The following is a 23,273-nucleotide window of genomic DNA, read 5'->3' on the forward strand; positions in this document are numbered from 1 at the left end:
GAGGTCCCCTTAGGCTTTTTTCGCGGCTTGCTGGTGTTCCACGGCCGCCTTGATGAAGGCGTTGAACAGCGGGTGGCCGTTCCAGGGCGTGGACTTGAACTCGGGGTGGAACTGCACGCCGATGAACCAGGGGTGCACGTTTTGCGGCAGCTCCACGATTTCGGTGAGTTCTTCACGCTGCGTCAGCGCCGAGATCACCAAGCCCGCCTTGCGCAGCTGGTCCAGATAGTTCACGTTGGCTTCGTAGCGGTGGCGGTGGCGCTCGGTCACCACGTCGCCATAGATGCTGTGGGCCAGCGTGTCCTTGGACACGTCCGAGCTTTGCGCGCCCAGGCGCATGGTGCCGCCCAGGTCCGAGTTTTCATCACGCTTCTTGATGGTGCCGTCCGCATCCTTCCACTCGGTAATCAGCGCGATCACGGGGTGGGGCGTGGCGGGGTCGAACTCGGTGCTGTTGGCGTTGGCCAGGCCCGCCACGTGACGGGCGTATTCGATGGTGGCCACCTGCATCCCCAGGCAGATGCCCAGGTACGGCACCTTGCGCTCGCGAGCGAACTGGGCGGTGGCGATTTTGCCTTCCACGCCGCGCACACCAAAGCCGCCGGGCACCAGGATGGCGTCGTATTGGGCCAGCTTGGCGGCTGCGTCGGCGCTATCGATGGTTTCGGAATCGACATGGTCGATTTTCACGCGCACGTGGTTGCGCATGCCGGCATGGCGCAGGGCTTCATTGACGGACTTGTAGCTGTCCGACAGGTCCACGTACTTGCCGACCATGGCGATGGTGACTTCGCCTTGGGGGTGCTCGGTCTCGTGCACCAGATCGTCCCAGCGCTTGAGGCTGGTGGGTGGGGTGTTCAGGCGCAGCTTGTCGCAGATGAGGCCGTCCAGGCCCTGCTCGTGCAGCATGCGCGGTACCTTGTAAATGGTGTCCACGTCCCACATGCTGATCACGCCCCATTCGGGCACGTTGGTGAACAGCGAAATCTTGGCGCGTTCTTCCTCGGGAATGCGGCGGTCGGCACGGCACAGCAGGGCGTCGGCCTGGATGCCGATTTCGCGCAGCTTCTGCACGGTGTGCTGGGTGGGCTTGGTCTTGAGTTCGCCCGCTGCCGCAATCCAGGGCAGGTAGGTCAGGTGCACAAAGGCCGCGTTGTTCGGGCCCATGCGCAGGCTCATCTGGCGCACGGCTTCGAGGAAAGGCAGCGATTCGATGTCGCCCACCGTGCCGCCGATCTCGACGATGGCCACATCCACGGCATCGGGCGTGCCGATGCCGGCGCCGCGCTTGATGAACTCCTGGATCTCGTTGGTGACGTGGGGGATGACCTGCACGGTCTTGCCCAGGTAGTCGCCGCGGCGTTCCTTCTCCAGCACGGACTGGTAAATCTTGCCCGTGGTGAAGTTGTTGGTTTTCTTCATGCGCGTTTCGATGAAACGCTCATAGTGGCCCAGATCGAGGTCGGTTTCTGCGCCGTCATCGGTCACGAACACCTCGCCGTGCTGGAACGGCGACATGGTGCCCGGGTCTACGTTGATGTAGGGGTCAAGCTTGATGAGGGTGACTTTGAGTCCCCGCGATTCGAGGATCGCGGCAAGGGAGGCTGAGGCGATTCCCTTACCGAGGGAAGACACCACACCGCCGGTGACGAAGACAAATTTGGTCATGTCTTTTTTGGTGGTGGGAAATTGGGATTATAGATGGCGCCCCGGCGACACCCCCGCGGGCAGGGTCACCCCCGTCTGCTAAATTCGCCCCATGAATGAGCTTGCTGGCAAACACATTGTTCTGGGTCTGAGTGGAGGCGTGGCTTGCTACAAGGCGGCCGATCTGTGTCGCCAGCTGATCAAGGAGGGCGCCACCGTGCAGGTGGTGATGACCGGGGCGGCCGAGCAGTTCATCACTCCGGTCACCATGCAGGCCCTGTCGGGCCGCACGGTGTACGGCTCGCAATGGGATGCCCGCGAGCCCAACAACATGCCCCACATCAACCTGAGCCGCGAGGCGGACGCGATCTTGATCGCGCCCTGCAGTGCGGACTTCATCGCGCGCCTGGTGCAGGGCCGGGCGGATGAGTTGCTCAGCCTGATGTGCCTGGCGCGCCCCGCGCAGCGCGTGCCGTTGCTGCTGGCTCCTGCGATGAATCGCGAAATGTGGGCCCACCCCGCGACGCAGCGCAATCTGGCGCAGGTGGCGCAGGATGGTGCCGTGGTGCTGGGCGTGGGCAATGGCGACCAGGCCTGTGGCGAGACGGGTGACGGCCGCATGCTGGAGCCGCTGGAGATGCTGGACGAGCTGATCGCTTTTTTCACGCCCAAGACCCTCGCGGGCCGGTCGGTGCTCGTTACGGCAGGGCCCACGTTTGAAGCCATCGATCCGGTGCGCGGCATCACCAACCTGTCGAGCGGAAAGATGGGCTTTGCCGTGGCCCGTGCGGCGCGCGAGGCAGGTGCCGATGTCACCCTGGTCGCGGGGCCTGTGCATGTGCCCACGCCACGCGGTGTGCGGCGCGTCAATGTGCAGTCTGCCCAGGAGATGTTGGCGGCGGTGGAGCGGCATGTCCAGGCTGTGTCGGTGTTTGTCGCCACGGCTGCGGTGGCCGACTGGCGCCCGGCCCACCAGTCTGATCAGAAGATCAAAAAAGACGGTTCGGGCCAGTCCCCGTCGCTGGAGTTTGTCGAGAATCCTGACATCCTGGCCACCGTCGCTCGATCGCCCCATGCGTTGCAGGGCGACCTCTTTTGTGTGGGTTTTGCGGCCGAAAGCCATGATCTACTCGCCCATGCCACGGCCAAGCGGGCACGCAAGGGTGTGCCGCTGCTGGTGGGCAACATCGGCCCGGCCACTTTTGGGCAGGACGATAACGCGCTGTTGTTGGTGGATGCGCAGGGCCATCGCGAGCTGTCCCGCGCCTCCAAGCGCGTGCTGGCGCAGCAGCTCATCGCCGAAATTGCCGCGCGTTTGCCACCCTTGCATGCTTGACCGCCACTGCGGTGGGGAGGTGTGATGACAACTGGTGCGACCAAGCCCGACTGGGACACGCCGCCCGATGGCGACTTCGCGGCCTATGTGGAGCGCCTCACGGCCCCGCTGCCTGCGCAAGAAGCCCGAACACCGCAGGCAAATGCAGCGGTCGCCACCAGGGCTGCGCAGCCATCCGCGCCCGGTGCCAAGCCCATCCCGGTGGCCCAGGCACTGCCGCCCGATCTGCTGCAGATGATGCGGCCCCTGGCTGGGGTACTGCGCACGGTGCGTGCGTTGTTGCTGGTCATGATTGTTCTGCATGGCATCGCGCTGCTCCTGCTGGGCAGGGGCTCGCTGGCGGGGTTGGTGGTCATGGGGTCTGTGTGGTGGGCGCTGGGCTGGCTGATGCAGTCGGCTGCGCAAGTTGGGGGGGCTCAGGCCGCGGATGTGCGCGCGGGGGCGCAACCGTTGCAAGAGCGCCTGCGGCAAGTGGCGCAGCAGCGCAGTAGTACAGGAACAGGAAAGAAAAAACCGTGAAGATTGACGTCAAGATTCTCGATCCGCGCATGGCGGACCAATTGCCCACCTATGCCACGCCCGGTAGCGCGGGGCTGGACCTGCGTGCCTGCCTGGATGCGCCGCTGACGCTGCAGCCTAACGCGTGGCAACTGGTGCCCACGGGTATTGCGATCTACCTTCAGGATCCGGGTTACGCCGCGCTGATCCTGCCGCGCTCGGGTCTGGGTCACAAGCACGGGATCGTGCTGGGCAATCTGGTGGGGTTGATCGACAGCGATTACCAGGGGCAGCTCATGGTGAGCGCATGGAACCGCAGCAACGTGGCTTTTACCCTGGAGCCCATGGAGCGCCTGGCTCAGCTGGTGATCGTTCCGGTGGTGCAGGCGCAGTTCAATGTCGTCACCGAGTTTGCGGCCACGCAGCGGGGCGAGGGCGGGTACGGCTCCACCGGCAAGTCCTGAAGCGCAACTTTGTCCGGCTCTGGGCTGGTTGCTCGTTTGCGGCCGGGTTGTAAGACCCCGCTTACGTTTCGATGGACCTGTTACCGACAAGGCGATGGCTCCTGTGTCTACGCAGCGGCATCCTCAAGCGTTGTTCCAATCTGCACATGGGCCCCGAGCTTCGTTCGCCAGGGCCTCTCCCCAACAACTTCAGGAGATTGAAAATGCAATTCACCCGTCCTCTCGCCCTCGCGGGTACCGTGGTTCTGGCTGCTTCGCTGGCCGCTTGTGGCCATAGCCGTCCAGCGCCTGCTCCGCAATATTCCGGCGGTTATTCCAGCGGCTATCAGACGGCGCCTGCCTATCCCCAAAACCAGACGGGCACCGAATATGGGCGCGTATCCAACATCGAGGTGCTGCAAGGCCGCAGTCAAGGGCAGACCACTGGCACTGGTGCCGTGCTGGGTGCGGTGGTCGGCGGCGTTCTGGGGAACCAGGTGGGCAAGGGCACCGGTCGCGCCGCAGCGACCGCCGTTGGGGTATTGGGCGGCGCGGTGGCTGGCAACGCCATCGAGGGGCGCAACAACCAGGAGTCCGTGCAGGGGTATCGCTTGTCGGTGCAGCTCGACCAGGGGGGCTACCGCGTGTATGACGTGAGCAGCCCCGGCGATCTGCGCATTGGCGACAGGGTGCGCCTGTACAACGGCCAGATTTCGCGCCTGTAAGCGAACAGGCTGACCTAACTGCCACGGGCGCCCTGAAACGATTCAGGGCGCCCGTGGTGCTTTTGAAAGGGCGCTCTCAGTGCAGCAGCGAGTTGCCCGGCGCCTGGGGCTGGACGCGGAAGAAGCCGGTTCCGGCTGTGCCGCGTCCGATTTCGTCTTCGGTGGCTTCGCGCACGGCCTGTACCGTCAATTGCAGGCGCAATGCAATGCCTGCGAGCGGGTGGTTGCCGTCGAGCACGATATGGTCGGGATAGATCTCGGCCACGGTGTAGAGAGCCGTGCGGGGGGCATCAGGGTTGCAGCCTTCGGGCAGGGCCATGCCGTCAAAGGTCATGCCTTCTTCAATCTCGGCGGGGAAGAGGGCGCGGGGCTCCAGAAACAGCAATTGGTCGTTGAAGTCACCGAAAGCGTCCTCGGGTTCGAGGTGCAGCGCCAGCGTGGCGCCGGGGCCGTGGCCCTGCAGGGCTTCTTCGATACGGGGCAGCAGATCGTCACCGCCGACCAGAAACTCCACGGGCTCGTCGAGCACGTCGAGTTCTTCGCCCAGGGTGTCTTTCAGGGTCCAGGTCAGTGCGACCACACATTGTTGGGTAATTTCCATAGGAGAATTGTCGCAGTTTGACCAACGGCCCCACCAAGGGGCAACACTTCTCCCATGGACATCCAGCAACCCCTGGCCCTGCTCGGCGGCCTCACTCCCGCGCAATTCATGCGCCGTCACTGGCAGAAGAAGCCTCTGCTGGTGCGCCAGGCCATTCCACAGTTTGCGCCACCCGTACTGCGGGCCGAGCTGTTTGCGCTCGCGGGGCAGGAGGGGGTGGAGTCCCGTTTGGTGCAGCAGCTCAAAGGCGCCTGGAAGCTGCGTCACGGGCCCTTCAATCGCCGCGCTCTGCCTGCGTTGCAACAGCCGGACTGGACGCTGCTCGTACAGGGCGTGGACTTGCACAACGACGCAGTGCATGCACTGATGCAGCAGTTTCGTTTTGTGCCCGAAGCCCGGCTGGACGACCTCATGATCAGCTATGCCAGCGATGGTGGTGGCGTGGGGCCGCATTTCGACAGCTATGACGTCTTTTTGCTGCAGGCGCATGGCAAGCGCCGCTGGCGCATCGGACGCCAGAAGGACCTGTCGCTGCGCGACGGCATTCCGTTGAAGGTGCTGGCCCAGTTCGAGCCCGAGGAGGAGTTTGTGCTGGAGCCGGGCGACATGCTGTACCTGCCCCCGCGCTACGCCCACGACGGCATTGCCGAAGGCGAGTGCATGACCTACTCCATCGGGTTTCGCGCTCCGGCCCGCGCCGAGATGGCGCAGGAGCTGCTCGTGCGGCTGGCAGAAGACGCCGGCGATGACGACCACCCACTGCTGTACCGTGACGCCGGCCAGGAAGCGGTGGCACAGCCGGGGGCCATTCCCGCCGGGCTGCAGGACTTTGCGCGCGAGGCGCTGTCCCGCGCGCTGGCCCAGCCCCTGGTGCTGGAGCGTGCGCTGGGCGAGTACCTGACCGAGCCCAAGCCCAGCGTGTGGTTTGAGCCTGGTGACGCGGGCGTGATGCTGGAAGGGGTGCGCCTGGACCGCAAGAGCCGCATGATGTACGACGCACAGCACGTTTTCATCAACGGTGAAAGCTACCGCGCAGCAGGTCGCGATGCCACCCTGATGCGGCGTCTGGCGGATGAGCGCCAGCTGTCGGCGCGAGAGTTGGCACGCGCCAGCGACGACGCGCTGGAGCTGCTTTCGTCGTGGTGCGATGCAGGCTGGGCCCACGTCTGGACCGGCCGAGACTGACCAGGAGCTGGTGATGAACGACACGGCCGCCCCTTCCGCCGAGCCCTTGCGTGATCTGCCCACCGGGCGATTCAGCGGGCGCGATGCGTTTCAGCAACTGGTGCGCGACGCCATTGCGACGGCGGCGCGGGATGGCTGGCAGGAGATCTTCGTCAGTGACGCGCATTTTCATGACTGGCCCCTGGGCGAGCGCGCGGTGGTCGAGGCTTTGCAGGACTGGGCCCGCAGCGGCAGGCGCTTTACGATGCTGGCCTGCAGCTATGACGATGTGATCCGCCGCCATGCGCGGTTTGTGCGCTGGCGCAGCACCTGGGACCACATCATCACCTGCCGCCGCAGCCCGGCAGCGGATCCGCTGGACCTGCCGAGCGCCTTGTGGTCGCCGCGCTGGGTACTGCACCGGCTTGATCCGGAGCGCTGCGTGGGGGTCACCGGCAGTGAGGCAGACCGCAGGGTGCTGCTGCGCGAGACGCTGAACGAGTGGGTGCGCAGCAAGAGCGCCCCGGGGTTCCCTTCGACCACACTGGGTTTGTAGGGGCCACCGGCCCCCCGAGGCGTGGCCGTTGGAGGGATGCCCTCTGGCAGACGTGCCCCGGCAGCGTACTGTGTAAAGTCAAGCTGGCGTAAAGCTTTCGTCAGTGTTAGTCAGTATTGACTAAATACCAATATAATCTGCGGCTGTGCCCAAAAAGGTGCAAACAAGTGCATTGTGCCAATGCGTGCATGGGCTCAGGAAGCCTGACGCCGTGGCTTTTCAAGATTCTGTCTGTCCAAATAGGAAAATCGAAATGAAGAACTCCCTCGTTCTGGCCGCCCTGATCGCTGCTGCTGCACTCGCCGCTTGTGGCAAGAAGGAAGAACCCGCTCCAGCACCCGCTCCTGTGGAAGCTCCTGCCGCTGCTCCTGCTCCTGCCGCTGAGCCAGCAGCTCCTGCCGCTTCCGACGCTGCTGCTCCTGCCGCCGCTGCACCTGCTGCTGACGCTGCTGCTCCTGCCGCTGACGCTGCCAAGGCTGCTGCTGACGCTGCTGCCACCGCCGCTACTGGCGCTTCCGCAGCCAAGTAAATCGCTGCAGGCTCTGGCTGACCGTCAGGTCGGCCTGTGCCACGGCCCCGCACCGCAAGGTCCGGGGCTTTTTTTATCCCCTTCGCTGGGGTGAGGCATTCATGGGCACAGGGTTCGGGCCATCAACCGTTCACGCTGAACCATTCCGTTCCTTCGGTCGGGCTGGCGACCTGGATGTTCTCGGCAGCCCAGCCCAGCGCGGCGGCGAGTGACTGCTGTGCCAGGTGAGGGTGGTTGTTTTGCGCGCTCAGGTGCGCCGCCACCACGCGCTGCAGCCCGTCATGCTGCACCGCACGCAGGATTCCCGCTGTGGCCGAGTTGGCCAGGTGGCCGTACAGCCCGCCCACGCGGCGTTTCAGGAACGGCGGGTAGCGAGAGGCCGCCAGCATGTCGGGATCGTGATTGGCCTCGATCATCAGGGCGTGGCATCCCTGCAGTTGCTGCAGCACATGGGGGCTGGCGTGGCCCAGGTCGGTCAGGACACCCAGGTGTGCGGCGCCGTCAGAGCAGCGCAGCTGCAGGGGCTCGCGGGCATCGTGCGGCACGGTGAACGGGCGTGCTTCGAAGGCGCCCATGTCGATCGCTTCCATGTCGTGCGCCACCCGCAGCAGGCCGCCCAAGTCCGGCGCGCCTATGGCCGCGTAGGTGCCTTCGCTCATCCACACGGGAATGCGAAAACGCAGCGCCAGAGTCTGGGCGCAGCCGATGTGGTCGGAGTGTTCGTGGGTGATGAAGAGGGCGTCCAGGTCTTCCACCTGCAACTGCGCTTGTGCCAGACGGGCTTGCAACTGCCGGATGCCGAGCCCGCAATCGATCAGGAGGCGGCGCACCTGGCCGCCACTGCGGCCTTCGACGACCGTGGCATTGCCGGTGCTGCCGCTGCCCAGGTTCTTGAATCGAAGCATGGCGGGCGAAAGAAGTAGTGTGGACGGCCCAAAAAACCAGAGCCACCGTCCGCCAGAAGGCAGAGGGGGCTCTCGAGGTGGGTGGCGGCCTTTCGGCCTGCGCCGCTTATTTCAGATCGTCAGCAATCACGCGCACGATGCGCTCGGCATTGGCCGAGGTCTCGGGGGCGCCGGCTTCGTTGAGCACCGACACGGTGGTTGCTTCACCCTGGCTGCGCACCACGATGCGGTACTTGAGCGGAGGCGTTGCGGACGTGGAGCTGAACAGCTTGCTGAAGAAGCCGGGCTCTTTCTTCTCGGTGTCCGGAGCCACGTAGCGCACGAAGTACGTGCCCTCATTGCGGTTGCGGTCTTCCACCGTGAAGCCTGTGCGGTCCAGGGCCAAGCCCACACGGCGCCATGCGCGGTCAAAACCTTCGTCCAGCTGCACCACCGGCACGTTGTTCACGGTGGCCATGCGGGCTGCCTGGGCACGCGGTGCGGGGGCTGCGGCGACAGCCTTGGACTGCTCCTGGCTCACGCCCAGCTTGACCATGAGGCGGCGCAGGAATTCGGTTTCGAGTTCCGGGTCGGAGGGGCGGGGCTGCCAGACGGTGCTGTCCTTGGTGACGTTGCCGTAGACCTCGATCATCCCGCGGTGGGTGATGTAGATCTCGGTGCCGCCATTGGCAGTGCGCTCCAGCCGGGTGCGGAACTTGTCCCGTTCGCCAGTCGAGTACAGGGACTCCATCAGCTTGCCGATGGTGGAACGGATGAAATCCTGGGGCAGTTTGGCGCGGTTCTCCGCCCAATCGGTTTCCATGATGCCGACATTGGCTTCGGACTGGGCCAGCGTGAAGCCGCTTTCCTGCCAGAAGTCGCGCACGGGCTCCCACAGCTTGTCGGCGGGGCGGTTGACCACCAGCCAGCGCTGGCTGCCGTCTCGCTCGATCCGCACGTCGCCCAGCGACAGGGCAGCCGCGTTGGCGTTGCCCGACGGCTGCGCGGCCTGGCCTGCCTGCATGGCAGCGGCAGACACCGAGCCACCCGGCATGGCGTAGCGCGTGTCGCGTGACAGCTGGGTGAGGTCCGGGGGTACTTCCAGTGACGAGCCCTTGGCGGCGCTCTTGTAGTCGATCTTGTCGCCCTCCAGAATGCTGGTGGAGCAGGCGGACAGGGCCATGGCAAGGGCCAGCAGGCTCAGGCGGGTGGTAGCAGCTTTCACGCGGAAATCCTTGGGAAGTGTCTCTGAGAGCGGGCGCAAGCCCGGATTAGATCAGGCCGCTGTTGCGCAGTGCCGACTCGACCACAGCCTCATTGCTGCTGGCCAGGGGCGTCATGGGCAGGCGCATGGTGCCACCACACAGGCCCATGCGGGCCATGGCCCACTTGACCGGGATGGGGTTGGCTTCGACGAACAGGTGCTTGTGCACAGGCATCAGCTTGAATTGGATTTCCATGGCCCGGCGCGCGTCGCCCGCCAGGGCGGCCACACACAGCTCGTGCATCAGGCGCGGGGCCACGTTGGCCGTCACGCTGATGTTGCCGTGGCCACCACACAGCATCAGGGCCACGGCGGTCGGGTCGTCGCCCGAGTACACGCCAAAGCCCTTGGGCACGTCGCGGATGAGCCACTGGGCGCGCTCGATGTTGCCGGTGGCTTCCTTGATGCCAATGATCCCGGGCACCTGGGCCAGGCGCAGCACGGTGTCGTGCTGCATATCGGCCACCGAGCGGCCGGGCACGTTGTAGAGCACGATGGGCAGGTCGCCCGTGGCTTCGGCAATGGCCTTGAAGTGCTGGTACTGGCCTTCTTGGGTGGGCTTGTTGTAGTAGGGCACAACCTGCAGCTGGCTGTCGGCCCCCACGCCGCGCGCGAACTTGGCCAGTTCGATGGCCTCGGCGGTGGAGTTGGCGCCGCAGCCGGCCATGATGGGCACGCGCTTGGCGGCCTGTTCCACGGCCACGCGGATGATCTCGCAGTGTTCTTCCACGTTCACCGTGGGGGACTCGCCCGTGGTGCCCACCACGCCGATGCAATCGGTGCCTTCGGCGATATGCCAGTCGATCAGTTTGCGCAGGGTGGGGTAGTCCACGCTACCGTCCTCATGCATGGGGGTGACGAGGGCGACGATGCTGCCGGTGAGTGGCACGGAAGAAGAAGTCATGTCCGCAGTGGTAAACGGTAAAAGGGCATTCTAACTAGCCCCGACGGGCAAAAGATGTCGTGAGGGTCCGCCCGCCTGCGGGAGTTCCCGTACGGCCGTGATGCGTTGCACGAAACGCGCGGGTTCGTCGATGAAGCCGTTCTCATAGGCCACCACACTCAGATCCTGGCATGCCTGCAGCAGCTCACCAGGGGCCAGCAAGAACTCCGCTCGCGCGGGGCGCCCCACGGTTTCGTTGCCCTGGGCAAAGGTCTCGTAGACCAGCACCCCACCCGGCGCCACACTGGCGACGATGGTGGGCAGCAGCGGGCGCCACAGGTAGTTGGTGACGACCACGCCGCCAAACTGGCGACCTCCCAGGGGCCAGGGGCCGTTTTCGATGTCGGCCTGCACCATCTCGCCCAGGCCTTCGCAGGCGGCAATGGCCTCGGCCGACCGGTCCACGCCCACCACGGCGTGCCCCAACGCGCGCAGATAGCGCAGGTGGCGGCCCGCACCGCAGGCCACGTCCAGCACGGTACCGTGGGGGGCGATCAGGTGGCTCCAGCGCCGCACCCATTCCGAAGGGGCTTCTGTACCGTGCATGAGACTATAAAAATGATAGCTGCCAGCACATGATTTACTAGCGCTTGCAGCCAAAAACGCTTGAAAATACCGCCAAGGGTGTCAAAAACACGCCCACATCTGGTCGGCCAGCATCACCATGAATTCGGGCACGGTGTAAAAGCCGAATACCACCAGGCACAGGAGCACCGCCATGGCCCCGCCCAGCCAGCGCAGGGCGCGCGGCACGGGTTTCTGGGGTGGTAGCTGGTGGTTCATGCTGGGTTCAGGCGGGTTGTGGGCTGCTGCGCGTGATCGGGCTTTCCTTGACGGGCAGGTTCACCAGCCCGGCAAAAATACCCAGACCAATAGCGATGTACCAGACGATATCGTAGCTGCCGGTGGCGTCATACAGATAGCCGCCCAGCCAGACGCCCAGGAAGCTGCCGATCTGGTGGCTGAAGAACACAAAGCCGCCCAGCATCGACAAATGCTGCACGCCAAAGATCTGGGCAATGGTGGCGTTGGTGGGCGGCACGGTGGACAGCCACAGCGCGCCCATCACCGCCGAGAACACATACACCGACAGCGGCGACAGCGGCACCAGCAAGAAGATGCTGATCGCCACCGCGCGGGCAAAGTAGATGAAGGCGAGGATGTGGCGCTTGGGCATGCGCTGGCCCAGCGTGCCGGCGATGTAGGTGCCGAACACATTGAACAGCCCGATCAGCGCCAGCGCATAGCTGGCCACCTGGGGCGACAGGCCGTGGTCCTTGAGGTAGCTGGGCATGTGCACGCCAATGAACACCACCTGGAACCCGCACACAAAATAGCCCGCCATCAGCAGATTGAAACTGGGGTAGCGGAAGGCCTCGCCCAGCGCCTGTGTAATGGTCTGGTCGCGCTTTACCGGGGCTGCGCCCTTGAAGCCCGGCTCCCGCAGGCCAAAGGCCAGCGGCACGATCAGCAGCACCGCCATCGACAGCGCCAGCAGGGCCTGCTGCCAGCCCAGCCCGGCAATCAGCCAGCCCTCGACCGGCACCATCAGAAACTGCCCGAACGAGCCCGCTGCCGCTGCCACGCCCATGGCCCAAGAGCGTTTCTCCGGCGCAATCTGCCGCCCCAGCACGCCATAGATCACGGCATAGGTGGTGCCCGCCTGGGCCGCGCCAATCAGCACGCCGGCCGTCAGTGCAAATAACGTGGGCGTGGGCGACAGGGCCATGCCCGCCAGGCCCAAAGCATATAAAACCGCACCACCGAGCAGAACGCGGAAGGCCCCAAACCGGTCGGCCGCCATGCCCGCAAAGATCCCGATCACGCCCCAGGACAGGTTCTGGATGGCAATGGCCAGGGCGAACGACTGGCGCGTCCAGCCCATCTCCTGGGTGATGGGGAGCAACCACAGCCCGAACCCGTGGCGGGTGCCCATGGACAGGGTCACGATGGCCGCGCCGCAGGCCAGCACCTGGAACATGGATAGTTTGGGAGGATTCATATGCATGCGCAGGAATGTAGCCAGATTGTGTGAAACGCGCTGATACACCCGCGACCAATACAGTTGCCACCAGGGTCGCGAGAGGACTGTCTTTTTATCCAGCCCCGGGGCGGTGGCCGCACTACAATCCGCCGCTATGTCTGCCAAACCGTCTTCTGCTTCTGCCAGCGAATATTCCGAAGGTTCGATCCGCGTGCTCAAGGGCCTGGAGCCCGTCAAGCAGCGCCCGGGCATGTACACCCGCACCGACAACCCCCTGCACATCATCCAGGAGGTGCTGGACAACGCCGCCGACGAGGCGCTGGCGGGGTACGGCAAGAAGATCCGCGTCACGCTGCACGCTGATGGCTCTGTCAGTGTGGAAGACGACGGCCGGGGCATCCCCTTTGGCCTGCACCCGGAAGAAAACGCGCCGGTGATCGAGCTGGTCTTCACCCGCCTGCACGCGGGCGGCAAGTTCGACAAGGGCAAGGGCGGGGCCTACAGCTTCTCAGGCGGCCTGCATGGCGTGGGCGTGTCGGTCACCAACGCGTTGGCCACCCGGCTTGAAGCCACCAGCTACCGCGAGGGCAAGGTGGCGCGCCTGGTGTTTGCGGCCGGTGATGTGGTCGAGCCCCTGGTGGCCCGGCCGCTGGAGGCGGGCGAGCGCAAGCAGGGCACCTCGGTGCGCGTGTGGCCCGACGCCAAGTACTTTGAATCCAGTGCCCTGCCCATGGGCGAGCTGACCCACCTGCTGCGCAGCAAGGCCGTGCTCATGCCCGGCGTGACGGTGCAGCTGGTCAACGAGAAAACCCGCGACACACAAACTTGGCAGTACAAGGGCGGCCTGCGCGACTACCTGATGCAGACGCTCAACGGCGACCCGGTGATCCCGTTGTTTGAGGGCGAGGGCTTTGCCGACAGCGGGAACGAGAGCTTCGCTGAGGGCGAAGGCGCATCGTGGGCCGTGGCGTTCACCGAAGACGGCCAGCCCATGCGCGAAAGCTACGTCAACCTGATCCCCACCAGCGCTGGCGGCACGCACGAAAGCGGCCTGCGCGACGGCCTGTTCAACGCGGTCAAGAGCTTCATCGAACTGCACAGCCTGTTGCCCAAGGGCGTCAAGCTGCTGCCCGAGGACGTGTTTGCGCGCGCCAGCTACGTGCTGTCGGCCAAGGTGCTGGACCCGCAGTTCCAGGGTCAGATCAAGGAGCGCCTGAACTCGCGCGACGCGGTGCGCCTGGTCAGCGGCTTTGTGCGTCCTGCGCTGGAGCTGTGGCTGAACCAGCATGTTGAATACGGCAAGAAGCTGGCCGAGCTGGCCATTAAGGCCGCGCAGACCCGCCAGAAGGCGGGCCAGAAGGTTGAGAAGCGCAAGGGCTCCGGCGTGGCCGTGCTGCCCGGCAAGCTCACCGACTGCGAAAGCCGCGACATCGCCCACAACGAAGTGTTCCTGGTCGAAGGCGACTCGGCCGGCGGCAGCGCCAAGATGGGCCGCGATAAGGAAAGCCAGGCCATCCTGCCGCTGCGCGGTAAGGTGCTCAACACCTGGGAGGTGGAGCGAGACCGTCTGTTTGCCAACAACGAAATCCACGACATCTCGGTGGCGATTGGCGTGGACCCGCATGGCCCCAACGACACGCCGGACCTGAGCGGTCTGCGCTACGGCAAGATCTGCATCCTGTCAGATGCCGACGTGGACGGCTCGCACATCCAGGTGCTGCTGCTCACGCTGTTCTTCCGCCACTTTCCCAAGCTCATCGAGACCGGTCACATCTACGTGGCACGCCCTCCGCTGTTCCGTGTGGACGTGCCCGCGCGTGGCAAGAAGCCTGCGGCCAAGATGTATGCGCTGGACGATGGCGAGCTCACCGCCATCCTCGACAAATGCGCCAAGGACGGCGTGGCGCGCGAAAAGTGCCAGATCAGCCGCTTCAAGGGCCTGGGCGAGATGAACGCCGAACAGCTGTGGGAAACCACGCTCAACCCCGACACTCGCCGGCTGCTGCCAGTGCAATTGGGCGATATGGACTTTGCCGCCACCGAAGGGCTCATCACCAAGCTCATGGGCAAGGGCGAGGCCGCGGCGCGCCGCGAGCTGATGGAGCTGCATGGCGATGCGGTCGAGATCGATATCTGAAGAGCTGAGTCGTATGCGCCCGCGCTGCCTGCCATGACCTCATTTCGCCAAATCGGCCGCTTGCGCTGGTATGTATTGGGTTGTTTGCTCTGTTTTTTGCAGCAAGCGGCCCACGCAGATCTGTGGGCGCATGTGGACGAGCGCGGCGTGACGCACTTTGCGGCCGAGCAGGTCGATGCGCGCTACCAGCTGTTTTTTCGCGGCAACGACTTTGACTCCACCCGCGATGCGCCTGCCAATGCGTCGCCCATGCCCTATGCGCTGCCCGCAGCGGGCGCGCGCCTGCTGGCGTTTTTCGACATCGCCCCCGACTACAAACGCGTCAAACACCACCTGCGCGCTGCGTCTGCCAAACACGGTGTGGACTACGAGCTGCTGCAGGCCGTGATCGCGACCGAGTCCGGCTTTGACGCCACCGCCGTGTCGCCCAAGGGCGCCGTGGGCCTGATGCAGGTGATGCCCGCCACCGCCAACCGCTTTGGCGTGAGCAGCGACGCCAAGCGCACGGTGGAACAGAAGCTGGCCGACCCGGCGGTGAATGTGCCCACTGGCACCCGTTACCTGCGGCATCTGCTGGACCTGTTCCCCGGCCGCATGGATCTGGCCGTGGCCGCCTACAACGCCGGCGAAGGCGCCGTGCAAAAGGCGGGCAACCAGGTTCCGGCCTTCAAGGAAACGCAGAACTACGTGCGCACCGTGCTGGGCCTGTACGCCCAGCTCAAGCCGCCAGCGCCCGTGCTGACACAGCGTGCCCTGCCGGGCCGCGTGCGCATGGAGCTGTCGGGCGGCGCGCAGAACCGGGGCAACCTGCCGCCCTCCCAGGTGGCACAGACCCGCAGCGCGCCGCAGACCGCGTTTGAACCCTTACCGACGATTCCGAACGAATGAGCGACCAACCCACTCTTGATTTCACCACTGCAGGCGATGACGGGGGCGACTCCCTGGGCCTGGCGGGCTACGCCCAGCGCGCCTACCTAGAGTACGCGCTGTCGGTCGTCAAGGGCCGTGCGCTGCCCGATGTGTGCGACGGCCTCAAGCCCGTACAGCGACGCATCTTGTATTCGATGGACCGCATGGGCCTGGGCTACAGCGGCCCCACGCGCAACACGGCCGCCAAGCCCGTCAAGAGCGCCCGCGTGGTGGGCGATGTGCTGGGCCGCTTCCACCCCCACGGCGACCAGTCGGCCTACGACGCGCTGGTACGCATGGCGCAGGACTTTGCGCAGCGCTACCCGCTGATCGACGGCCAAGGCAACTTCGGCAGCCGCGACGGCGATGGCGCCGCCGCCATGCGCTACACCGAGGCGCGCCTGTCGCGCATCACCAGCCTGCTGCTCGACGAAATCGATGAGGGCACGGTCGATTTCATGCCCAACTACGACGGCAGTACGGACGAACCCCGCCAACTGCCTGCCCGCCTGCCATTCGCGCTGCTCAACGGCGCCAGCGGCATCGCCGTGGGCCTGGCCACCGAGATCCCCAGCCACAACCTGCGCGAGATTGCCGACGCCTGCATTGCGCTCATCAAGACGCCATCACTGAGCCAGGAAGAGCTGCTGGCCATCGTGCCCGGCCCGGACTACCCCGGTGGCGGCCAGATCATCAGCAGTGCGGGCGACATTGCCGACGCCTACCGCACCGGCCGGGGCAGCCTCAAGGTGCGCGCGCGCTGGAAGATCGAAGACATGGCGCGCGGCCAGTGGCAGCTCGTAGTCAACGAACTGCCGCCCGGCGTGAGCACGCAGAAGGTGCTGGAAGAAATCGAAGAGATCACCAACCCCAAGGTCAAGGCGGGCAAGAAGGCGCTGAGCCAGGACCAGACGCAACTCAAGGCCAGCATGCTGGCCGTGCTGGACGTGGTGCGCGACGAGTCGAGCAAGGACGCGCCCGTGCGCCTGGTGTTTGAGCCCAAGACGGGCAAGACCCCGCAGCAAGAGCTGATCACCGCGCTGCTGGCCCACACCAGCCTGGAAACCTCGGCGCCCATCAACCTCACCATGGTGGGGCTCGACGGCAAGCCTGTGCAGAAGTCGCTGCGCCAGATGCTGGAAGAGTGGATCGCCTTCCGCCAGACCACCATCACCCGCCGCAGCCAGCACCGGCTGAACAAGGTTCTGGACCGCATCCACATCCTCGAAGGGCGGCAGCTGGTGCTGCTCAACATCGACGAGGTGATTGCCATCATCCGCCAGGCCGAAGACCCCAAGGCCGCGCTGATTGCACGCTTCAACCTCAGTGACCGCCAGGCCGAGGACATCCTCGAAATCCGCCTGCGCCAGCTCGCGCGGCTTGAAGCCATCAAGATCGAGCAGGAGCTGAAAGAGCTTCGCGAAAGCCAGGGCAAGCTCGAAGACATCCTGAACAACCCAGGCTCGTTGCGCCGCACCATGGTGAAAGAGATCGAGGCCGACGCCAAGACCTTTGCCGACGCTCGCCGTACGCTGATCCAGGCCGAGAAAAAGGCTGTGGCCGAAGTGAAGGTGGTGGACGAGCCCGTCACGGTGGTCGTTTCGCAAAAGGGCTGGGTGCGCGCCCGCACCGGCCACGGCCACGAGGCCGCCAGCTTTGCCTTCAAGGCGGGCGACGGGCTGTACGGCACGTTTGAATGCCGCACGGTCGATACCCTGCTGGCCTTTGGCAGCAATGGCCGCGTGTACTCGGTGGCCGTGTCGCTGCTGCCGGGCGCCCGGGGTGATGGCCAGCCGGTGACCACGCTGATTGAGCTGGAAGCAGGCACGCAGTTGCTGCACTACTTTGCGGGGCCCGCCAACGCCACGCTGCTGCTGTCCAACTCTGGGGGCTACGGCTTTCTGGCAGCGGTGGAGAACATGGTCTCGCGCCAGAAGGGCGGCAAGGCCTTCATCACCCTGGGCGAGGGCGAAACCGTGTGTGTGCCCTCGCACGCCGCGGGCACCACAGGCGGCAAGCCGTTGTTGCCTGCCACGCATGTGGCCTGTGCGTCCACGGGCGGGCGCATCCTCACGTTCGAGATCACCGAGCTAAAGACCATGGCCAATGGTGGCCGGGGGCTGATGCTGATCGACCTGGAAGACAAGGACCAGCTCGCAGGCGCTGCCGCCTACACGCGCAGCATTCGCCTCGATGGCATTGGCCGGGGCGGCAAGCAGCGCGATGAGACGCTGGAGATACGCAGCCTGAACAATGCCCGTGCCGCGCGCGGCCGCAAGGGCAAGGCGGCGGACCTGGGCTTCAAGCCCCAGACAGTGACGCGCGTCGAATAGCCGCTTCCGCTACGGGGCTCGGTCGTCTGCCCAGTGCGGGGTCGCGGCCTGCCCTGCCAGCGGCGCAGGATGCGGGCTCTGTGTAGGGGCGCCAAGGCGAGCTCCGTGCAGGGCAAGGGCAGACCCTGATGCCGCGGCGGGATGTTTGTGCGATGGTTAAAAAAAGAGCAACATCTGTACACAAACACAACCCTTCGGGAGACACCCATGCCCAAACAGTTCCGGATGGCGCACAAACTCTGGCTGGCGGTGGTGCTGATCGTGGTGCTGCTGGCCGCCGTGGTGGGCTTCTCGGGCTACCGGTCGGCCAAGGTACAGGCCGAGGCCGATGCGATGGCCCAGGACATGGAAGCCCGTGTGCAGGCCGCGATCCGCTGGTCAGGCCTGACCGAGACCAATGCAGCCCGCACCCAGGCACTCATTGTCAGCAGTGAAGCGGCGGTGGAAGCCGAGTTCAAGGATGTGATTGCGGCCACCACGGCGCAGATCACCGAGGTGCAGAAGTCGCTGGAGGCCATGGCCCTGTCGGAGGCAGACAAGGCGCAAATGGCCAAGATCGCCCAGGCCCGTAAAGCCATGATCGACCTGCGCGGCCAGGCCCGCAAGCTCAAGGCCGACGGTCAGCAGGACCAGGCCATTGCCCTGGTCAAACAGTCATACAACCCGGCCGTGGCCACCTACCTGCAAGCCCTGCGCGACTTTGTGCAGCAGCAGCAACAGACCGCTGCCGCCAAGCAGCAGGAGATGGCGGCCTCGCGCATGCTCACCGTCAAGTTCGCGGCGGTGGCCGTGGGCCTGCTGTTGCTGGCCATCATCGTGGGCGCGTACTACCTGATCGGCAGCATCCAGCGGCCTTTGGCCCAGGCCAATGGTTTGGCCGAGCGCATTGCGGGCGGCGACCTGAGCCTGCAAGAGGCCGTCACGCGGGGCGACGAATTTGGCGACCTGCTGCGCTCGCTCTATGCCATGAGCAATGCGCTGGGGCGCATGGTGCACCAGGTGCGCCAGAGCACGGACAGCATCGCCATTGCCAGTGCCGAGATCGCGACGGGCAACCAGGACCTGTCGGCCCGTACCGAGCAGACGTCCAGCAACCTGCAAGAGACTGCTGCGGCCATGGAGGAGTTCACCAGCACCATCCAGCAAAGCGCAGGCAGCGCCCAGCAGGCCAGCAGCCTGGCAGCGGGAGCGACCGGTGTGGCGCGCAGGGGCGGCGAGGTGGTGACCCGGGTGGTGGCCACCATGGAGGACATCAACCACAGCAGCAAGAAGATTGCGGACATCATTGGCGTGATCGACGGCATTGCGTTCCAGACCAACATCCTGGCGCTCAACGCAGCGGTGGAAGCCGCGCGGGCGGGGGAGCAGGGGCGCGGATTTGCCGTGGTGGCTAGCGAAGTGCGCAGCCTGGCCCAGCGCAGTGCCGAGGCGGCCAAGGAGATCAAGCAGCTCATCAGTGCGTCGGTTGAAAAGGTGGAGACGGGTTCGCGCCTGGTGTCTGACGCGGGCACCACCATGACCGACATCGTGCAGTCGGTGCAGCGCGTGACCGACATGATCGGCGAGATCACTGCCGCATCGTCCGAGCAGAGCGCGGGGGTGTCGCAGGTGAACAAGGCGATCAGCAACCTCGACCAGATGACCCAGCAGAATGCCGCGCTGGTGGAGGAGAGCGCCGCAGCGGCGCAGAGCCTGCGCGAGCAGGCCGATCACCTGGCACGCGAGGTGTCTATGTTCAAGGTGAACGCGGCCAGCTACGGGCCCGCGCAGGTTGCCATTGGGGTCGCACGCGGTGCCGCCAAGGCGACGTCCACCATGCCTGCGACTCGCGCAACGCCCCAAGCGTTCGCCACGGCCGCAGCAATCAAAAAAGGGGGAGGTGCCCCGACGGCTCTGGCCAAGGCGCCCGCGCCGTCGCCTGGCGCCAGGCAGGGCGCTACGGCCGGTGCGGAGGAGGATTGGGAGTCTTTCTGAGGCACCGGGCTGTGCGGTGCCGACTGCCGCAGACCGCCACGGCCGGCCCCTGCTCCGCGCTGACAAAAAAACCCATGGCAGCGATGCCATGGGTTTTTTGCTGGGGCGTGGGGCCTCGGGGCGGTCAGGCCAGTTCGGCGATCAGTTCGATTTCAACGCATGCGCCCATGGGGATCTGGGCGACACCGAAGGCGCTGCGGGCATGCACGCCCTTTTCGCCAAACACCTGGCCCAGCAGTTCGCTGGCGCCATTGGTCACCAGGTGCTGCTCGGTGAAGTCGCCGGTGGAGTTCACCAGGCTCATCACCTTGACGATGCGCTTGACCCGGTTCAGGTCGCCACCGCAGGCGGCTTGCAGCGTGCCCATCAGGTCGATGGCGACGGCACGTGCGGCCTGCTTGCCTTCTTCGGTGCCGATGTCACGGCCGAACTGTGCGGCCCAGGGCTTGCCATTCTTGCGGGCGATGTGGCCGCTCAGAAACACCAGGTTGCCGGTCTGCACATAGGGCACGTAGGCGGCAGCGGGCACCGACACGGGGGGCAGGGTGATGTTGAGTTCATTCAGCTTGTCGTAAACGCTCATGGTGGTCCTCGTTAGGAAGTGCGGGTGGATAGACGAGAGCGGTCTGGTGTACAGGCCGCCGAGCGCGGTAAGTGTTACACAGCCCCCCACCCTCGCGCCGACGTGGCAGGCCCTGGCGGCGCATTAGCATCAGCGCATGTCCGCCATAAGCGCCCCTAATGCCGCGCCGCTGTCCGCCCCAGGCCAGGGGGTGGCGGCGCCTTTGCCCCCACGTCCTTGGCTGTTGCCCGCTGTGTTGCTGGGCGTGGTGGCGGGGGCTGCGCTGCAACTGCAGCAGCCCACACTGTGGTCCGCTGCGGCCTATGGCTGGATGCTGGCGGCCGGCCTGCTGCTGGGCGGTGGTGCGGTGGCCGCTGCGCGGCGGCACCTAGGGCTGCGCCGGGCTCGCAGCGCAATTGCCATGGCACCCTGGCTGATGTTGCTGGCGGGGGCTCTGGCCATGGCGGGCGGCACCGGCCTGCGGGCCGCGGCCTACCAGGCCCAGGCCTTGCCTGCGGCCCTTGAGGGCAAGGACCTGCGCATCACCGGCGTGGTGGCCTCCATGCCGCAGGTCAACGAGGCAGGCACCCGCTGGCGCATGGCGGTGGAGGCTGCAACGCTGCAAGGCTCGCCCGTGTCCATGCCGCCGCAGATCGACGTGGCCTGGTATGGCGGCGCCTTTGGCGGTGGGGGCGAGGTGCTGGACCTGCAGCGCCAGCCCGCGCCGGTGCGGGCGGGCGAGCGGTGGCAGATCACCGTGCGCTTGAAGGCACCCCATGGCCTGCGCAACCCGCACGGCTTTGACTATGAGCTGTGGATGTGGGAGCAGGGCGTACAGGCCACAGGCTATGTGCGCGCCGGCCCCAAGGACGAGCCGCCGGTGCGCGTGGCCGCCACCTGGCAGTACCCGGTGGAGCAACTGCGCCAGCGCGTGCGGGATGCCATCCTGGAGCGTCTGGTGTTTGGGCGAGATGGGTCGGGCAATGACAACACCGACACGGCTCGCACGCGCACTGCAGGCGTGGTGGCGGCGCTGGTCACGGGCGACCAGCGCGCTATCGACCGTGCGGACTGGGATGTGTTCCGCGCGACCGGGGTGGCCCACCTCATGAGCATTTCGGGCCTCCACATCACGTTGTTTGCCTGGCTGGCGGCGTTGGTGGTGAGGGCGCTGTGGCGGCGCTCGCCCCGGCTGAGCCTGGCGGTGCCAGCGCAATCTGCCGCGCTGGTGTCGGGTGTGCTGCTGGCCACGGCGTACGCGCTGTTCAGCGGCTGGGGCGTGCCCGCACAGCGCACCGTGACCATGCTGGCCATCGTGGGGCTGCTGCAGCTGAGCGGGCGCCGCTGGCCCTGGCCGCAGGTGTGGCTGCTGGCCTGCGGGTCCGTGGTGGCGCTGGACCCGTGGGCATTGGCTCAGGCGGGCTTCTGGCTCAGCTTTGTGGCGGTGGGCGTGCTGTTTGCTACCAATCCGATAGCTGCTGAGGCAAGTAGTATTAGCGCTACAGGCCATTTTTATGCATTGGTGCGTGAGCAATGGGTGGTCACGCTCGCGCTCACGCCCCTGGGCTTGCTGCTGTTTGGCCAGGTGTCGCTGGTGGGTTTTGTGGCCAACCTGGTGGCCATCCCCTGGGTCACGCTGGTGGTCACGCCGCTGGCGCTGGGTGGCGTGCTGTGGGCGCCGTTGTGGAGCGCGGCGGCCCTCAGCCTGCAGCCGTTCACCGCGTTGCTGCAATGGCTGGTGCAGTGGCCCTGGGCTGCCGTGTTTTTGCCCGCAGCGCCGCTCTGGGCGGGCGTGGCGGCGGTGGCTGGGGGCGCACTCTTGGCCATGCGCCTGCCCTGGCGCCTGCGTTTGCTCGCGTTGCCTTTGCTGCTGCCGGTGTTGTGGTGGCAGCCCGCGCGGCCCGCAGCGGGGCAGTTTGAGCTGCTGGCCGCCGACATCGGCCAGGGCAATGCCGTGCTGGTACGCACCGCCAACCACACGCTGCTCTACGACGCGGGTCCGCGTTTCAGCCGCGAGAGCGACGCGGGTCACCGCGTGCTGGTGCCGCTGCTGCGGGCGTTGGGCGAGCAGGTGGATGTGCTCATGCTCAGCCACCGCGATGCCGACCACACGGGCGGCGCGGCGGCCGTGTTGGCCCAGCAACCCCGTGCCGAACTCACCGGCTCCATCGAAGCTGAGCACGCCCTGCAGCGCTTGCGCCCGAGCAGGCCCTGCCTGGCCGGCCAGCGCTGGGAATGGGATGGTGTGGTGTTTGAGGTACTGCACCCCCTGCCCGGCGACGACGCCCCGGGGGCGGCCAAGCCACCGCGCCCTAACGCGCTCAGCTGCGTGCTGCGCATCTCCGCCGCAGGCACCGAGGGCGCATCCGCCTTGCTGGTAGGCGACATCGAAGCGCCGCAGGAGCAGGCCCTGCTGGCGCGTGGCGCACCGGTGCGGGCCGATTTGCTACTGGCGCCCCACCATGGCAGCAAGACCTCGTCGTCGGCGGCTTTTCTGGAGGCCGTGCAGCCGCGCACCGCTTTGGTGCAGGCTGGGTATCGCAACCGCTTTGGCCACCCGGCGCCGGATGTGCTGCAGCGCTATCTGGAGCGCCACATTGCGGTGGTGGAGTCCTCGCGCTGCGGGGCGGCCCGGTGGTCCTCGTCACAGCCTGGGCAGGTGGGCTGCGAACGCGATACCGGCGAGCGCTATTGGCAGCACCGCATGGTGCCACGGGACGGCTGACCTGGGGTCGATGGCGCAGCGCCGCCAGGGGTGTTGTGCCGAGGCGGGCTCACAAATTG

21 protein-coding genes are annotated in these 23,273 nt (G+C 66.0%); 12 read left to right on the forward strand and 9 right to left on the reverse strand.

Annotated elements, in window-relative coordinates:
* Nucleotides 1–9: 9 nt before the first annotated feature.
* Nucleotides 10–1,668, reverse strand: coding sequence for a CTP synthase (locus tag C8C99_RS22340; RefSeq protein WP_056640007.1), 1,659 nt, complete (start codon nt 1,666–1,668; stop codon nt 10–12).
* Between the two features lie 91 nt (nt 1,669–1,759).
* Here C8C99_RS22340 and coaBC point away from each other — a divergent pair, with 91 nt between their 5' ends.
* The 4 genes from coaBC to C8C99_RS22360 all read left to right on the forward strand — a co-directional run bounded on the left by coaBC (nt 1,760) and on the right by C8C99_RS22360 (nt 4,649).
* A complete protein-coding gene (gene coaBC, locus C8C99_RS22345) occupies nt 1,760–2,983 on the forward strand; it encodes a bifunctional phosphopantothenoylcysteine decarboxylase/phosphopantothenate--cysteine ligase CoaBC (protein WP_108626911.1) in 1,224 nt (407 codons plus the stop codon).
* Between the two features lie 24 nt (nt 2,984–3,007).
* A complete protein-coding gene (locus C8C99_RS24240; protein ID WP_233247281.1) occupies nt 3,008–3,502 on the forward strand; it encodes a hypothetical protein in 495 nt (164 codons plus the stop codon).
* Complete coding sequence (gene dut / locus C8C99_RS22355) at nt 3,499–3,945, forward strand: dUTP diphosphatase (RefSeq protein ID WP_015013334.1); 447 nt, start codon at nt 3,499–3,501, stop codon at nt 3,943–3,945. The genes C8C99_RS24240 and dut overlap by 4 nt, the downstream gene beginning before the upstream one ends.
* A gap of 203 nt (nt 3,946–4,148) precedes the next feature.
* Complete coding sequence (locus C8C99_RS22360; protein ID WP_056640000.1) at nt 4,149–4,649, forward strand: glycine zipper 2TM domain-containing protein; 501 nt, start codon at nt 4,149–4,151, stop codon at nt 4,647–4,649.
* A 76-nt stretch (nt 4,650–4,725) separates the two neighbouring features.
* Here the strand turns inward: C8C99_RS22360 and C8C99_RS22365 are convergent, their stop codons facing one another.
* Nucleotides 4,726–5,250 carry a peptidylprolyl isomerase gene (locus C8C99_RS22365; RefSeq protein ID WP_056639997.1) on the reverse strand — a complete coding sequence of 175 codons (525 nt, stop codon included), beginning with the start codon at nt 5,248–5,250 and terminating at the stop codon, nt 4,726–4,728.
* A gap of 54 nt (nt 5,251–5,304) precedes the next feature.
* Between C8C99_RS22365 and C8C99_RS22370 the strand changes: the two genes are divergently transcribed.
* The 3 genes from C8C99_RS22370 to C8C99_RS22380 all read left to right on the forward strand — a co-directional run bounded on the left by C8C99_RS22370 (nt 5,305) and on the right by C8C99_RS22380 (nt 7,499).
* Complete coding sequence (locus tag C8C99_RS22370; protein ID WP_108626912.1) at nt 5,305–6,435, forward strand: cupin domain-containing protein; 1,131 nt, start codon at nt 5,305–5,307, stop codon at nt 6,433–6,435.
* A gap of 13 nt (nt 6,436–6,448) precedes the next feature.
* The gene (locus tag C8C99_RS22375) at nt 6,449–6,970 is read left to right on the forward strand and encodes a hypothetical protein (RefSeq protein WP_108627277.1); all 522 of its coding nucleotides are present in this window, start codon (nt 6,449–6,451) and stop codon (nt 6,968–6,970) included.
* A 253-nt stretch (nt 6,971–7,223) separates the two neighbouring features.
* Nucleotides 7,224–7,499 carry a hypothetical protein gene (locus C8C99_RS22380; protein WP_108626913.1) on the forward strand — a complete coding sequence of 92 codons (276 nt, stop codon included), beginning with the start codon at nt 7,224–7,226 and terminating at the stop codon, nt 7,497–7,499.
* A 122-nt stretch (nt 7,500–7,621) separates the two neighbouring features.
* Here the strand turns inward: C8C99_RS22380 and C8C99_RS22385 are convergent, their stop codons facing one another.
* The 6 genes from C8C99_RS22385 to C8C99_RS22405 all read right to left on the reverse strand — a co-directional run bounded on the left by C8C99_RS22385 (nt 7,622) and on the right by C8C99_RS22405 (nt 12,598).
* Nucleotides 7,622–8,404, reverse strand: coding sequence for an MBL fold metallo-hydrolase (locus C8C99_RS22385; protein ID WP_056639985.1), 783 nt, complete (start codon nt 8,402–8,404; stop codon nt 7,622–7,624).
* Nucleotides 8,405–8,510: 106 nt separating this feature from the next.
* Complete coding sequence (gene bamC, locus C8C99_RS22390; RefSeq protein ID WP_108626914.1) at nt 8,511–9,608, reverse strand: outer membrane protein assembly factor BamC; 1,098 nt, start codon at nt 9,606–9,608, stop codon at nt 8,511–8,513.
* A 46-nt stretch (nt 9,609–9,654) separates the two neighbouring features.
* Nucleotides 9,655–10,551 (reverse strand): 4-hydroxy-tetrahydrodipicolinate synthase, encoded by an 897-nt coding sequence (gene dapA / locus C8C99_RS22395; RefSeq protein ID WP_108626915.1) that lies wholly within the window; start codon nt 10,549–10,551, stop codon nt 9,655–9,657.
* A 30-nt stretch (nt 10,552–10,581) separates the two neighbouring features.
* Nucleotides 10,582–11,136: a bifunctional 2-polyprenyl-6-hydroxyphenol methylase/3-demethylubiquinol 3-O-methyltransferase UbiG gene (locus tag C8C99_RS22400; protein WP_108626916.1), complete on the reverse strand. Its 555-nt coding sequence runs from the start codon at nt 11,134–11,136 to the stop codon at nt 10,582–10,584.
* Nucleotides 11,137–11,217: 81 nt separating this feature from the next.
* Entirely contained in the window at nt 11,218–11,373 is a 156-nt protein-coding gene (locus tag C8C99_RS23980; RefSeq protein WP_158274188.1) for a hypothetical protein, read from the reverse strand.
* Between the two features lie 7 nt (nt 11,374–11,380).
* Entirely contained in the window at nt 11,381–12,598 is a 1,218-nt protein-coding gene (locus tag C8C99_RS22405) for an MFS transporter (protein ID WP_108626917.1), read from the reverse strand.
* 130 nt (nt 12,599–12,728) lie between these two features.
* On the opposite strand from C8C99_RS22405, the gene C8C99_RS22410 reads away from it, so the two are divergent.
* From C8C99_RS22410 to C8C99_RS22425, 4 genes are all read left to right on the forward strand, one after another.
* Nucleotides 12,729–14,711 (forward strand): DNA topoisomerase IV subunit B, encoded by a 1,983-nt coding sequence (locus tag C8C99_RS22410; protein WP_108626918.1) that lies wholly within the window; start codon nt 12,729–12,731, stop codon nt 14,709–14,711.
* Nucleotides 14,712–14,744: 33 nt separating this feature from the next.
* On the forward strand, nt 14,745–15,599 hold the full coding sequence (locus C8C99_RS22415; RefSeq protein WP_108626919.1) for a lytic transglycosylase domain-containing protein: 855 nt from the start codon (nt 14,745–14,747) through the stop codon (nt 15,597–15,599).
* Nucleotides 15,596–17,953, forward strand: a complete 2,358-nt coding sequence (gene parC, locus C8C99_RS22420) for a DNA topoisomerase IV subunit A (protein WP_108626920.1) — start codon at nt 15,596–15,598, stop codon at nt 17,951–17,953. The genes C8C99_RS22415 and parC overlap by 4 nt, the downstream gene beginning before the upstream one ends.
* A 207-nt stretch (nt 17,954–18,160) precedes the next feature.
* Complete coding sequence (locus C8C99_RS22425) at nt 18,161–19,927, forward strand: methyl-accepting chemotaxis protein (RefSeq protein WP_108626921.1); 1,767 nt, start codon at nt 18,161–18,163, stop codon at nt 19,925–19,927.
* A 124-nt stretch (nt 19,928–20,051) separates the two neighbouring features.
* On the opposite strand, the gene C8C99_RS22430 is transcribed toward C8C99_RS22425, so the two are convergent.
* A complete protein-coding gene (locus tag C8C99_RS22430; protein ID WP_108626922.1) occupies nt 20,052–20,510 on the reverse strand; it encodes a RidA family protein in 459 nt (152 codons plus the stop codon).
* 136 nt (nt 20,511–20,646) lie between these two features.
* On the opposite strand from C8C99_RS22430, the gene C8C99_RS22435 reads away from it, so the two are divergent.
* The gene (locus C8C99_RS22435; RefSeq protein WP_108626923.1) at nt 20,647–23,214 is read left to right on the forward strand and encodes a DNA internalization-related competence protein ComEC/Rec2; all 2,568 of its coding nucleotides are present in this window, start codon (nt 20,647–20,649) and stop codon (nt 23,212–23,214) included.
* Nucleotides 23,215–23,273 lie beyond the last annotated feature (59 nt).

It is taken from the genome of Acidovorax sp. 107 (genome assembly GCF_003058055.1).
GTDB lineage: Bacteria > Pseudomonadota > Gammaproteobacteria > Burkholderiales > Burkholderiaceae_C > Acidovorax.